The sequence below is a fragment of the Paraburkholderia sp. D15 genome (assembly GCF_029910215.1).
GTDB lineage: Bacteria > Pseudomonadota > Gammaproteobacteria > Burkholderiales > Burkholderiaceae > Paraburkholderia.
Genome location: NZ_CP110395.1, coordinates 1761026 through 1774747, shown reverse-complemented (window position 1 = coordinate 1774747; position 13722 = coordinate 1761026). Strand labels below are relative to the sequence as shown.

The following is a 13722-nucleotide window of genomic DNA, read 5'->3' as shown; positions in this document are numbered from 1 at the left end:
ACAGGCAAATACTCGGGTCCATAAACCACTCTGCGGAGGTAACGATGAAGAAAGTGTCCCTGGCGATCCTGGTTTCCCTCAGTGCCGTAACGGGCGCGGCGTATGCGCAGGACAACGGCGTCATGATGAGCACCGATCCGGCCAAGGCCGCCGACGTCGAACAGCGTGCGCAAGATTTGCAAAACCGTCAGCAGGCGATGGACAACGCGCCGGCCGCGCCGATGAAGCATCACAAGATGGCTCCGCATCACCATAAGAAGGCCGCCAAGGCCGACGCCGCCAGCTCGTAAGCGCGGCGCCGCCGCGCCGTCCGGCAGCGCGGTTCGCCCGCGCGGTCGACACCCTCACCCACGGCCTCGCCGCACGGGTGAAAAGCCGAAGCCGGCATCGCCGGTTTCGGCTTTTTTGTTGTCTAATGAGCCGACTGACGGGCTGACTGAAGGGCCGGCTGAAGAACCGTCGCGCGGCCGGCAAGCGAATCGCGCCGATGCGGCCGGCGCGCGACGTCCGGTGTGCTACAGTCGCGCACCAACCGGCGGCCGGCCGGACTCCCCTAACCCGTGCGCACCCTGGTGCGGAGGACAGCATGAGCAACATCCAGCTTGATATCGAATGGACGGAAGCAGCATCTCGCAAAATCGAAAAACTGATGCCGCGCGGCGGTCAGGAAGCGTTTCTCGCGCTGCCGCCCGTCGAGTGCCTGCCGATGGAAGGCGACGTGCTGTTCCTCGGTCCGGACGGCAAGCAGCAACCGTTCATCGTCGTGGAGCGGCAGTATCACCATGATGGCGACGCGGACTGGACCATCATCCTGATCCTCGACGTCCCGCAAGCCGCGCATTGAACGACAAACGGCGAGCGCCGCGCGGACCCTCGTGGGCCGCCGGCAGCTCGCCGTTGCAGTTTTAAAGCGTTCGACCTGGCAGGCACCTGCAGACACCGCGGGCACCGCGAAGCGCCCACTGCCCGCCGCCGAACACTTAAGCGATTTTCGACACCGCGCGAATCTCGACGTGTTCGACCCAATCCGCGATGGTCTTCTTGAAGGCCTCCACATGCGCGGACTTCGCATGCACGGCCAGCGCCTCCTGACTGGCCCATCGCTCGATAAACACGAACCGGCGCGGCTCCTGCACATCGCGATGCAGCTCGTACTGAAGCGCGCCCGCTTCCTGAAGCGTCGGTGCAATGAGACCTTTGAGCGCCGCCAGCACCTGCTCCTCGTGCCCCGGCTTGGCCACCGAGATTGCGACCACCGCGATTTCCGACATCCTCGACCTCCCTTTCACGAAAAGCAGCAGGATACCCGCCGATCGCCGATCGTGCAGACAGCGGCCGGTCTAGCCTGACGAATAGCGTCGCCGCGCCAAACGTCAGTGCACCGTCCTGGCCTGGAGTTTGGCGGGTGGCCGCCGGCCGCACTGCTACCCTCGGTTTCATACGGACGCTTGATTGCGCAGTGCGCGATCCGTCCTCATGCATTGCAAGCGCGCAAGCCATTCGCGCGATGGACGGGGCGCGACGATCGATCCGGCGAACACCGGACGCGTTCGCGAAAGCCGGTCCGCGCGGCCATCGATACAGGCCGCGCGTCTGTGATTACCCGCACATTCATGCGAATTGCAAGCTGCTAGACTGGTTTGAATCTCCGCCGGAGTCCGGCATGGCTGGCATCGCGCTGTGCGTTCCTGGGCTGTATCCGCGCCGCGCCGCCGTTCCGGCCGTGCATTCGTCGCGCGCCGAGGTGCTGCGCGCGTCCCGTCACCCGCTTGCCGCGATGTCGCCATGTCCGCTCTCGTGCCCGTGTCTATGACCGCGTCCAAGCCCACCGTCAGTGAATTGAGCCTGAGCGGCCTGCTCCCGCATCTGGTCCGGGACGAATCCGGCGGATGGACCGCGAGCTGGCGCGCGCTCACCCTGCACAGCGTGTTCCAGCCGGTGCTGTCGGTCACGCATCAACGCGTGGTCGGCTACGAAGGTCTGCTGCGCGCGTTCGATCCGGTCGGCCTGCCCGTCTCGCCCGACGTGCTGTTCGCCGGCACCCGCTCCGACGCCGAGGCGCGCGAACTCGACCGCATCGCGCGTTGCCTGCATGTCGCGAATTTCATGGAACAGGGCATCGACACCGGCTGGCTGTTTTTGAACACGCGGCCGCAGGTGTTCGAGACCGGCTGGCCGCAACGCGCGTTCATCGACGAGCTGTCGGCGCACTTCGGGCTGCCGCAGGAACGCATCGTGATCGAGGTGCTCGAACAGCCGGCCGACGATGAATCCGCCGTCGCCAGCATGCTCGCCGCGTCGCAGCCGCGCGATTTCCTGATTGCGATCGACGACTTCGGCACGGGCTTCTCGAACTTCGACCGCGTGTGGCGCTTCCGTCCCGACATCGTGAAACTGGACCGCTCGCTGGTGGCGCGCGCGGGCCGACGCGAGGGCGACGATTCGCTGATCAGCCATCTGATCGCGATGCTGCATCAGTCCGGCACGCTGGTGCTGGCCGAGGGCGTCGAGACCGACGAAGAGCTGATGATCCTGATGCAGGCCGACGTCGATTTCGTACAGGGTTTCTGGCTCGGCCAGCCGCAAGGTTCGGTGCAGGCCGCATGCGCCAAGGTGCCGGCGCTGATCGGGTCGATGTGGGACAAGTTCGCCGCGTACGAACGCGAGCACGCCGGTCATCAGCGGCTCGGCTTCGAGGGTTTCGCGGAAGCGGTGCTGGCGGCCGTCGATACCTTCAAGACCACCGGCGACCTGCAACAGGCCGCGCAGAAAGTCTGGCATCTGCGGGAAGCGCGGCGGGTGTTCATCACCGATGGTCAAGGCGAACAGACACAGCCCTCGGTGACCGCCGCCTCGGTGGCGCCCCCGCCGCTGCGGCTCGCGCCGCTCTACGCGGACACGCGCAGCAACTGGTCGCGTCGCGCGTATTTCAAGCACGCGTTGGCCGCGCCGGGACGTGTCGCGATGATGGGTCCGCACTATTCGCTCGCGGACGGCCAGGACTGCTACACCGCCGCCATTGCGTTCGAACACGGCGGGAGCACGCATGTGTTGTGCGTCGATTTCGTGCCGAGCGCGGTGCGGTCGGACACGCGGCGTCATGGGCGCGGCGGCAAGCGCTAACGGGGTGTTCTGTTTTTGTCGATGACGCGATGACGCGATGAAGACGCCGACGCGCGCGTTACCGTGAAGCGCTAAAAATTAGTCAGCCCCGCAGCCCAACTCGCCCAGGTTCTCCCGCTTACTCATCCACCCGGCCACGGCCGGATTTGATCTCGCTGCGTTTGGCCTTACTGTCGAGGCGCCGCCGATTCGACGCGCGCGTCGGCCGGGTCGCGACACGCGTCTTGCGCGTCACGCTGACGCTTTCGATCAACTCGTCGAGCCGCGCCAGCGCGGCCGCCCGGTTCATCTCCTGCGTACGATGCTGCTGCGCCTTGATGACCACCACGCCGTCGCGCGTGAGACGGTGATCGGACAGCGCGAGCAGACGCATCTTCAACACGTCCGGCAGCGACGAAGCGTGCACGTCGAAGCGCAGATGAATCGCGCTCGATACCTTGTTGACGTTCTGGCCGCCCGCCCCTTGCGCGCGCACTGCGGTCAACTCGATTTCGTTCGGCGGGATCGGATAACGGGAAGTCATGGGGCGGGTCTGGGCAAAGAGACGTCAGTGTACACAGCGACGCGCGCGGCGCGCAGCCTGGCATGGGTTACGGACTATCGGACAGTTCGTCCGATGCGAAAAAGCATTTGCGTCGGCGCGGCCAGTTCGTGGATACTGCGCTTTCCGCTTACAGCGTAAATTCAAATGAAACTCCGTGCTGGTTTTGTGCTGGAACTGGTCGTCAACTTTCTGCTGCCGTGGCTCGTGTACCGGTACTCGCATCCGCAACTGGGCGAGACCGGCGCGCTGATCGCCTCGGCGGTGCCGCCGATACTCTGGAGCCTCGTCGAGCTCGTGCGCTTCCGGCGCGTCGACGCGCTCAGCGTGATGGTCGTGGCCGGCATCGTGCTGTCGATCGCGGCCATGGCCGTGGGCGGCAGTCCGCGCATGCTGCTGTTGCGCGAGTCGCTGGTCTCTGGCGCGATCGGCGTGGCGTTCCTGCTATCGCTGCCGATGCGCCGTCCGCTGATCTTCTATCTCGCGCGAGCCAGCGTCGCGCGGGAAATGGAAGGCGGCGCCGCGCGCTTCGAGCAACTGTTCGCGGACCGTCCGGGTCTGTCCGGCGCGTTGCGGATGATGACGCTGGTGTGGGGCGTCGGCCTCACCGGCGAAACCGCGCTGCGCGCCTGGATGGCGCTGACCTGGCCGATCGAACGATTTCTGGTGGTGTCGCCGTTCATCGGTTACGGCATTTACGGCGCGCTGACCGCGTGGACGGTCTGGTATCGCAAAACGCTGCGTCAGCGTGGCGAGGCAAGCGGGCCGGCGCAGCGTGTCGCGGCGGAGTGAGGCGGATGAGTTGAATGAGGCGGCAATGCAGCGCCGCCGTCTATCGCTCTTCCCCTCGCCACGCCTCCGCGATTCGCGCCGCGAGGCCTGAATCGCGCTGCGTGGGCGTGGCGATGGCCTGCGCCAGCACGCCGCGCGCACCGATCACCTCAACCCGCTCGCGCGCCCGCGTGATCGCGGTATAGACCAGCTCGCGCGACAACACGCGGCTGAACACCGCCGGCAACATCAACACCGCGTGCTCGAACTCCGAGCCTTGCGACTTGTGCACCGTCAACGCGAACGCGGTGTCGTGCGGCGGCAGCGCGGCCGGCGACACCGCGCGCAGACTGCCGTCGCCGGTGCGGAAATAGACGCGCAAGGCGCCGCCCGCGCCCGGCAACGCAATGCCGATATCGCCGTTGAACAGCCCCAGCGCGTAATCGTTGCGCGTCACCATCACCGGACGGCCGGCGAACCAGTGCGCGCCCACGGCCAACGTCACGCCCGCCGCGCGGCGCACCTGCGCGGCCATCAGCGTGTTCACCTGATCGACGCCGCGTGGCCCGGAGCGCGTCGCGCACAGAATCCGGAAGCGGTTCAGCGCGTCGAACAACGGCAGCGGGTCGGGAGTGTCTTCAGCAAGCGCCGTGGCGAGCGCGTCGGCGTAGGGCGCGAAGCCCGCGGCGAGGCGTGCGACAGTGCGTTCCGCGAGCGTGGTGTGCGTGTCTTCGTGCAGCGCCGCCGCGCACACGGTATCGGGATCGGTCACGAGGACGTCGAGCGCGGCGTTCGCCGAACCGCTGCGGATCGCCAGCGACAGACGGCCGATCGGCGAATCCAGGCCGAAACGATAATTGCGTTCGAGCCAGACGACGCGATCGGCGAGCGGACTCGCGGCGCCGGATGCGGACGCCGGGTCGTCCGACGCGTCCAGCGCGAAGAACGCGTCGTCGTATCCATCGTCCCCGCGCGACACATCCGGCAACGCCTGGTCGAGACGCGTCCGCGCGATTCCCAGCGCGTCGGCGATCCGCTGCAAGCCGGCCGCCGTGAACGACGGCCGCGCGCTGAGTTCGGCGAACACGGCGCCCGCTTCGACCGCGGCCAGCTGATCCTTGTCGCCGAGCATCACCAGACGCGTGCGCGGCGCGATCGCGTCGAGCAGATGCGCGGCCATCGCGACGTCGATCATCGACGCCTCGTCGATCACCACCACGTCGTACGGCAGCGGATTGTCGCGATGATGCCGGAAGCGCCCGCCCGGCCCCGACCCGAGCAGACGATGCAGCGTGTACGAGGTCTGCGGCAAACGCGCGGCCAGTTCGGGCGGCAGGTCGCCGGCGCGCGCGAGCAGCGCTTCCTGCATGCGCTGCGCGGCCTTGCCGGTCGGCGCCGCGAGCGCGATGCGCAGATCGGCGTGGGCATCCAGCAGACACGCGAGCACGCCGACCACGGTGGTGGTTTTGCCCGTGCCTGGACCGCCGCTGACGATCGTCAGGTGTCCGGACAAGGCCATCACGGCCGCGACGCGCTGCCAGTCGACCTCGTCGTCTTTCGGTGGACCGAAGTACCGCAGCAGACGCTCGTTGAGCGAGGCGGCGTTGGCGTTGGCGTTGGCATCCACATCGCCTTCAGGCTCGCCGCTCGCCGCTCCGACGCCCGCATGCATCACCAGCGAACGCGCCAGCCGCCGCTCGTAATCGAAATAACGCGCGAGGTACAAACGCCCTTGCCCGTCGATCACTAGCGGCCGCAACGCCGCCGAACTTTGCGACGCATCGCTCGCCATGCCGCTCGCGAACAAGGCCGCGCGCACTTCCGCACTCGTTGCGTCGAAGCGGCGCGCGAGCACCGTCAGCGGCACGCACACGTGGCCCTCGTCGGTCGCGCGGCTCGCGGCGAAGGCGCCGCGAGCGGCCCATTTCACCGCATCCGTCGTGGCCCCGCCGCGCCGCGCGAGCGTGCCGATACGGCGCGCGAAACCCTCCGCGAGCGCAATGCTGAAATCGGCCGGCGCGGGCAGCGTCACGCCGATATCGTCGATGCGCGGCGGCTGCGATGCGTTGTCGTCGAACGTGCTCATGCGCCGGCTCCGATCATCGCGGCGTCGAGCAGCGCCACCAGTTCGAACGCGGGCCGCCGCACGTGCACGCCCGCCGGCCCGCCCGCGTCGCACCACGTGGGACGCACGCCGCGCACGAACAGATACAGATAGCCGCCGATATGCGTGTCGTACGCATAATCGCGCACCCGCGTCTTCAGATAGCGATGCAGCGCGACCGTGTACAACAAGGCCTGCAGGTGATACGCGTGACTTTCCATCGCGGCCGCTACCGGCGCGGCGGCGTAATCGGCCACGCTGTCGCCGAGGTGGTTCGACTTCCAGTCGATCACCCAGAACCGTCCGTCGTGCTCGACGATCATGTCGATGAATCCTTTGACGAAGCCTCGCAACACGCCCGGCTCCAATGCGACGTCGGGATAGCCGTGTTCGATCAGCAACGCGCGCAGCGCCGGAAAATCCAGCGACGGCGCGGCGAACAGAAACTCCAGTTCGTTCAGCCGGCGCGCCGGGTTCAGCTTCGCGAGCGTCATGCCGGGCACGAGCTCTGTCCCGACGATGTCGGTCAGCAGGTTGTGCATCATGGCGGGCAGGCGCGCGGCGAGTTCGGGCGCGGCCGGCGCCGGCCGCTCGCGCAGCGCGCCGCGGATCGCGTCGGACCATGTGGCCGGCTCGCTGAAATCCGCGAGCTCGAACATGCGATGCAGGCACTCGCCCGCCGCCGCGCCGCGCGGGAACGCGAGGATGTCGTCCTCGGCGTGGGTTGCCGGCGATGCCGGCGCCGGCGCTGCACCGGCCGGCGCAGGCAACGATCCCGGTAGAGGTCCCGGCACAGGCCCAGGCAAAGACGCGGGGACCACCGCCGCCGTTCTCAACGTGTCCGCGATCTCATCGTGATCAGGGCGCACCTCTTCCGCCGCCGCATGCAGCTCCTCGGCCTTGCTGCCGGCCGCGATCAGTCCGCTGAAGCTCGCCATGCGCCACTGATCGCGCAGCGCCCGCCGGCCCGCACGCGCCCGCAGACGCTCGGCACGATCCTGCAGGCTCTCCAACGGCACGCGGCGCTCCACCCGGGGCAACGGATGCAAGGTCAGCGGACCGCCCGCCAGCGCCTGCCAGCTCGCGGCCAGCGCAGCTTCGTCGGGCGGCTCGGCGAGCCAGTCGTCGAAGTCGTGAGCGACGCCGCCCGCGAGCCAGTTCAGCACGCTGCGGCGCGATTCCTTGGTGGACCGCGACGACACATAGGTGCCCGCGACCAGATAGCAGCGATACACCGCGCGCGTCAGCGCCACGTACACGAGCCGCGCGCGCTCGGCGGCCTGCTCGCGCGATGCGTAGCGCGACGCGCGTTCGGCCTCGTCATCGTCGCAGCCGTAATGCAGCACCGCGGCGCCGTCGTCGTCGTGATACTCGCGCGCATCGGGCAACCCCGACGACGGCGGTTCGCGCAACGCGCCGTCGTTCAGGAACGGGCAGAACACCACTGCGTATTCGAGCCCCTTCGATTTATGCACGGTCACGATCTGCACGAGATTGCGATCCGATTCGAGCCGCAACTGCGCATCCTCGCCGCCGCCCTGCGTGCGTTGCGCGGCCAGCCAGCGCAGCGTCGGCGCGATGCCGGGCTGGGTCGCGGCGCGCGCCTGCACCAGCTCGGCGAGATGGTTCACATTGGTCAGCCGGCGCTCGCCGTCGAGACCGGCGACAAGCCGTTGCGCGACGCGCAGCTCGCGCATCAGCGTGCGCCACATCACCGCGAAGCCGCGCTCGTGCCACAGCGTGCGATAGCGCGAGAAACGCTCGACCCAGCCCATCGCATCGGCGGCGTGGGCGGGATCGTCGGCGGGTGCGGGGGCGTCCGTGACCTGTTCGAGACGCCACAGCGCGGCGGCGTCGAGACCCAGCCAGTCGGTGGCCAGCGCGGCGCGCAGACGGCGCAGATCGCCGGGCGTATCGACTGCCGCCAGCACGCGCTCGATCTGCTCGGCGTCCAGCGTGGCGAATACCGAAGCCTGCGCCAGCTCGACACTGCCGACGCCCCACGCCGCCAGCACGCGCTTGATCAGACTGCCCTGCTTATGCGTTTGCACAAGCACCGCGATGTTGCCCGGCGCGAGCGGCGCGTCGCCGATCGTCACCGTGCCCTCGCGCGCGCCGCGCAGCAGACGCACGATCTCGGCGGCACACGCCTCGCTCGCCTCGCGCTGCGCTTCGCGTTTGGTCAGCGCGGTTTCGCCTTGCGGCAAGGTCCAGACACGGAAGTCTCCCGCGCCCGCGCCCGTATCAGGATCGGCATCGACGAACGGCGCGCGGCGCCGCTCGCCCGCGCGCACCGGCTGGTAGTCGAGACCGTCGAGCACGAAGGCCTGCGGATTCGCCTCGAAGAAACGGTTGCACGCCGCGACGATCGGCGCGGTCGAGCGCTGATTGACCGCCAGCGTGTAGCACGCGGACGCCGCCTTGCGCGCGGCCAGGTAGGTGTGCAGATCCGCCGCGCGAAAACTGTAGATGGCCTGCTTCGGATCGCCGACCAGAAACAGCGGACCGGCCGGCGCGAAGATGCGGCTGAAGATCGCGAACTGCAGCGGATCGGTGTCCTGGAACTCGTCGATCAGCGCGGCCGGATAGCGCGTGCGCAACGCATCGGCAAGCCATGGATGCGCGGCCAGCGCGCGGTACAGGTTCGACAGCAGATCGTCGAACGACACGACCCGGCGCGTGCGTTTGCGCGCCACCAGTTCGTCGGGCGCGTAGTCGAGCCAGGTCTCGACGAGCGCGAGCCAGCGCGCGCGTTGCGCGGCCTCGGCGGCGACCACGGCCGCCGCGAGCGCTTCCGCGTGCTCGAAGAACGGATGCTCGGGCGGTTCGAACTTGACCTTGGTGGCCTTTTTCAACGCCGATTTCGTGAGCTTCAGCGCAGCACGCGGTGGCGGCGCATGGCAATCGCCCTGCGCGAAATAATCGCTCCATGCGGCAATCGCGGCGCTCACGTGATCGGGCTTGTGCGTGGTCTTGCTCAGGCGCTCCTGCGCGTCGGCGAGCAGGCGCACGATCGCATCGCGTTCGGCCTGCCAGACTTCGCACGCGGCGTCGAAACCGGCCTGCGGATCGGCGTGGCCGCCGCTCGCGTCCACCGCGCCCCAGCGTAATTGTGCCAACGGCTTTTTCAGACGCCGCGCGAGTTGCTCGTCGAACGATGCGGGGCCGGCGCGTTTGGCCACCAGCCACGCGGCAAACGCGGGGTGCGCATGCGCGACCGGTTCGACCTGCTCGCGCCAGAAATCGGCGGCCAGTTCGAAACGCAGCGCGGCGTCGTCGGCTTCCATCTCGAAGGCGAACGGCATCGCGGCGGCGAACGGCGCTTCCTGCAGCGCGCGCTGGCAGAACGCGTGAATGGTGTGGATCGCCGCCTGGTCGAACGTGCGCAGCGCGCGCCGCACCACCTTCAACGCCGCGTCGCGCGCGATCCCGCGCTCCGGCGCCAGCGTGGTGTCGAACAGCCGGCGGATAAACGGGTCGCCGCCGTCGTCGTCCAGCTCGATCGCGCGATGCAGTTCCGCGAGCCGGCCGCGAATGCGTTCGTGCAGTTCGGCGGTGGCCGCCTTGGTGAACGTGACGACGAGAATCTGATCGGCGTTCAGGTTCTTTTCGAGCAGCAGACGCACGTACAGCGCGCAGATATTCCACGTCTTGCCGGTGCCCGCCGACGCCTCGATCTGGTTCACGCCGTCGAGCGAGCAGCCGAATACGTCCAGCTCCTCGGCCACCAGCGCGTAGTTGTGCGCGGCGCCGCTCATGACGCGCTCCGCAGATGCTGAAGCAACGGTTTGAACAGGATCGACGCGAGACTGCCGAACGGTTCATCGAGCGTGAGTGGCGTGCCGCGCAGCGCGATGCGCAATGCGGCGTCGTCGGACTCGCCGCGCACGCGGTCGTTGATCCACACGCCTTGCGCGGCCGACTCGCTCTCGCTCACCCGGCTCCACGCGCTCTTCGGAAAGAAGCGCAGCGGCAGGCGGCGCCCTGCCCTGAACAGCGCGGCCAGCGGCGCGAGTTCGTCGAGCGGCGCGGCGACCGGCGCGAGTTCGAAGCTCTCGCCGCTGCCGTGCCAGACGGTGCGGCGCGGCCCTTCGGGGCGCACCGCGCAATAGACGAGATGCGCAAGCCACGCGGACAGATAGTCGCGTGCACTGGGCTTGGCGTACCGGAAAATCACCTGGCCCGTTTCGGTCAGCAGGTTCAAGGTGCCGTGCAGTTGCAGCGGCGTTTGCGCATCCTCGCGCAGCGTCGCGTCGTGCGGACCGAACAGCGCACCGGCGAGGTCGGGGCCATCGGGCCAGCGCGGCACGATGTCGAGCACGAACGGCAAACGTTCGACGCCCGCCGCCACTTCGCGCCGCACGCTGTCCGCAAGCTGGCGCAGCGCGTTGAGTTCGCGCGCACGCCAGACCGCGCCGGTCGCGCCGCCCGGCAACTCCGGGCTCGCCACGGCGAGCCGGCGCACGCGCTCGGCCATCACGTCGTCGTCGGCATCGACGTCGAGCAGGACCGGCAGCAGACGGTCCGCCAGCGCATCGCGGCCGGCGTAGTCCAGGTCGAACGGTTCGGTGTCGAGCAGTTCGCCTTGCGCGTCCGACAGCACGATGCCCAGGCGGTCGCGCAGCAGCGAACGCGCCGGATGCCGCCAGAAGCGCACGAATTCGTCGAAGGCAACGGGCTGCACTTCCTCGGCCGGCAACGGCTGGTCGAAGAACGGCGCGGCGGCCGCCCGCTGCGGCGCGGCGAGCAGCGTGGCCAGTTCGGCGCGATCGGCGTCGTAGCTGAACAGTTCGCCGCGCGCGGCAAAGTAGTCCGACGCGAACGCCTGCAAAGGATGATCGACGATAAACGCATGCCGCGCACTTTCCACCTGCTGCGGACTCGCGCCCTCGCCCGCCGACACCTGCGCGAGATGGTCGAGCAATTCGTCGACCAGCGCGGCCGGCGGCAGCGGCGCGTTGTCGCGAATGCTGCGGCCGGTGTACGCGATGAAGAGCTGATCGCGCGCCGCCAGCAGCAGGTCGAGAAACAGATTGCGCTCGTCGTCGCGGCGCTGCCGGTCGCCGGCCTTGCCGAACGCGGCCATCAGGTCGAATTCGTCGGCGCGCGCGAGGCTCGGCAGCACGCCGTCGTCCATGCCGAGCAGGCAGACGATCCGGTACGGCAGGCCGCGCAGGCTGGTGAGCGACGAGAACGTCACGCTGCCCCACGGCACGCCGCCGCGCGCGGGGTCGTCGAGCGCTTCCGTCAGCGCGCCGCGCACCACGGCAGCGGGCAGCGCCACGTCGTGGGCGCCGGCCTGCATCGCGTCGCCCATCTTGTCGATCGCGTCGCGCACCGCGGCCAGCGAATCGGCGAACTCGACGCCGCCGTCGAAACTCTGCGCGAGCGTTTCGAGCAGCAGTTGCGTCCATTCGACCGGTGTGCGTTCGATCGCGCACTGCGCGGCGAACGCCTCGACGTCGTCGACGAAACGCGACAGGCGGCCGAGCAGTTCCGCGTCCGAGCCGCCCGCGCCTTCCACCGGCAACCACGCGTCGACCGGTTCGCCGCCTTCGGGCATCGCGTAGCCGAGATAGAGACGCGTGAGCGCATCCGCGAACGTGTGACGCGCGACCGGCACGTGCTCGCCGCTCGGCGGAACCGGCGCGAGACCGCGCCGCGCGCCGGCCGCCGCGAGCCATTCCTGCGCGGCTTCGAGCGACGCGGCGTCGATCTCGTAACGCGCGGCGATCGCATCGACGCGCAGCCACTCGATCAGATCCGGCGCGCCCACGCTGCGCTCCGGCAAGGCCAGCCAGTCGAGCAGCAGACGCGCGACCGGATTGGCCTGCGACGGCGGCAAGCCAGTGATCCGATACGGAATGCGGCGCGTGTCGCCGGTGGGCGTGGTGCCGAACACCGCGTCGATCAACGGACCGGCGGCGGCAAGGTCGGACACCGCCACCAGCACGCCCGACGGCTGCAGATCGTCGAACTCGTCGAACCAGCCGAGCAGACGGTCGTGCAGCACTTCCAGTTGCCGCGACAGGCTATGACAGACGTGCACTTCGATGCCGCGCTCGACCGGCCACTCGTCGGCCTCCGCTTCCGCGCGCAGATCGAGAATGCCGTTCTGCACCGCCGCGAGCCAGCTCGGTTCGGGATTCTCCGTGAAGTCGCCGGTCTCCGCCGACGCGGCGCTTTCGGTCAACTCGTGCAGCATGTGCAACTGCGCCTGGGTCTGACGCCCCCACTCGGCGAGCAACGGATGACCGACCTGCTGATAGTCGAGCTGGCCGGCCGCGTCGAGCGCTTCGACGCGGCCGGCGCTCACCACGTCGAACCAGAACTCGCGGCACGGATTCATCACGTACAGACGCACGTCGATCCAGCGCGACAGCGCGCGCAGCAGCGCGACGTGCAGCGGCGGCATGGTCGGCAGCGCGAACACGCTCACGGCCTCGGGCCAGCGTGCGTTCGAAATGGCTTCGAGATCCAGCGTGCCGATGTCTTCCAGGAACCGGTACGCGGGCGGCAACGCGGCGGCCGTCGTGGCGGCGGAGGTGTCCAGCGTTTCCGTGAGTTCGGCGAGCACCGCGCGCCACAGCGCGGCTTGCCAGCGCTCGTCTTCGCGCGCCGCTTCGCTTGCGCCGGCCAGCCGCGGACCGGTATCGTCCGCCGCGCCGCTCGCGAAGATCGACCCGCCCTTCTGCCACTGCCGCAGCCATTCGGGACGATAGGTCAGATAGTGATCGAGCACGGTGGCGACGCGCCGCGCCAGTTCGTAGCGCATCGACGCATCCGCCGCATCGAGGTACGTACGCAGACGCGGCGACGCGTTCCACGGCAGCGCCTCGCCGGCGTCGCCGAGCAGGCGGTAGCAGCGCCATACGAGCCGGTCGGGCGCGAACGGCGAGTGCTTCGGCACTTTGATCACGCCGCCGATCTGCGCCCACAGCCACTGCGCGAGATAACCAAAGTTGACATTCGCGCAGATGCCACGACGCGCGGCGATGTCGAGTTCGAGCCGCCGCCTCACGGCCGCGCTGGGGACGATGACCGGTTGCGCGGTCCAGGGATCGGACGGTGCGCTGGCCAGGTCGTCGAGCAGCGCGCCGACGAGGGTTTCATAGCGGTTCGAATAGAAAAGCTGGAGCATGGATCCTGGGGAAACGGTCGACGCGAGCCGCGCCCGCAAGGC

At 68.7% G+C, this 13722-nt stretch carries 10 protein-coding genes; 5 read left to right on the top strand and 5 right to left on the bottom strand.

The features are described from left to right. Positions 1 to 44: 44 nt before the first annotated feature. The gene (locus LFL96_RS07650) at positions 45 to 290 is read left to right on the top strand and encodes a hypothetical protein (protein ID WP_280999766.1); all 246 of its coding nucleotides are present in this window, start codon (positions 45 to 47) and stop codon (positions 288 to 290) included. Between the two features lie 296 nt (positions 291 to 586). Then, positions 587 to 844 carry a DNA-binding protein gene (locus LFL96_RS07645; protein ID WP_280999765.1) on the top strand — a complete coding sequence of 86 codons (258 nt, stop codon included), beginning with the start codon at positions 587 to 589 and terminating at the stop codon, positions 842 to 844. Between the two features lie 136 nt (positions 845 to 980). On the opposite strand, the gene LFL96_RS07640 is transcribed toward LFL96_RS07645, so the two are convergent. Beyond that, positions 981 to 1271: a putative quinol monooxygenase gene (locus LFL96_RS07640; protein WP_280999763.1), complete on the bottom strand. Its 291-nt coding sequence runs from the start codon at positions 1269 to 1271 to the stop codon at positions 981 to 983. A 392-nt stretch (positions 1272 to 1663) separates the two neighbouring features. Here LFL96_RS07640 and LFL96_RS07635 point away from each other — a divergent pair, with 392 nt between their 5' ends. Both LFL96_RS07635 and LFL96_RS07630 read left to right on the top strand, forming a co-directional pair. Further along, positions 1664 to 1813, top strand: coding sequence for a hypothetical protein (locus LFL96_RS07635; protein ID WP_281000906.1), 150 nt, complete (start codon positions 1664 to 1666; stop codon positions 1811 to 1813). After that, entirely contained in the window at positions 1786 to 3123 is a 1338-nt protein-coding gene (locus LFL96_RS07630) for an EAL domain-containing protein (protein WP_280999762.1), read from the top strand. Before LFL96_RS07635 ends, LFL96_RS07630 begins: the two co-directional genes overlap by 28 nt. A 118-nt stretch (positions 3124 to 3241) precedes the next feature. On the opposite strand, the gene arfB is transcribed toward LFL96_RS07630, so the two are convergent. Further along, positions 3242 to 3646 carry an alternative ribosome rescue aminoacyl-tRNA hydrolase ArfB gene (arfB, locus tag LFL96_RS07625; RefSeq protein ID WP_280999760.1) on the bottom strand — a complete coding sequence of 135 codons (405 nt, stop codon included), beginning with the start codon at positions 3644 to 3646 and terminating at the stop codon, positions 3242 to 3244. Between the two features lie 165 nt (positions 3647 to 3811). Here arfB and LFL96_RS07620 point away from each other — a divergent pair, with 165 nt between their 5' ends. Beyond that, a complete protein-coding gene (locus tag LFL96_RS07620) occupies positions 3812 to 4456 on the top strand; it encodes a VC0807 family protein (RefSeq protein WP_280999759.1) in 645 nt (214 codons plus the stop codon). Positions 4457 to 4496: 40 nt separating this feature from the next. Here LFL96_RS07620 and recD read toward each other — a convergent pair whose 3' ends face one another. Genes recD through recC form a run of 3 tightly spaced genes read right to left on the bottom strand, consistent with a single transcriptional unit; the run spans position 4497 to position 13680 of the window. After that, complete coding sequence (gene recD / locus LFL96_RS07615) at positions 4497 to 6521, bottom strand: exodeoxyribonuclease V subunit alpha (protein WP_280999758.1); 2025 nt, start codon at positions 6519 to 6521, stop codon at positions 4497 to 4499. Then, positions 6518 to 10297, bottom strand: a complete 3780-nt coding sequence (recB, locus tag LFL96_RS07610) for an exodeoxyribonuclease V subunit beta (RefSeq protein WP_280999757.1) — start codon at positions 10295 to 10297, stop codon at positions 6518 to 6520. The genes recD and recB overlap by 4 nt, the downstream gene beginning before the upstream one ends. After that, a complete protein-coding gene (recC, locus tag LFL96_RS07605; protein ID WP_280999756.1) occupies positions 10294 to 13680 on the bottom strand; it encodes an exodeoxyribonuclease V subunit gamma in 3387 nt (1128 codons plus the stop codon). The genes recB and recC overlap by 4 nt, the downstream gene beginning before the upstream one ends. Positions 13681 to 13722: the final 42 nt, after the last annotated feature.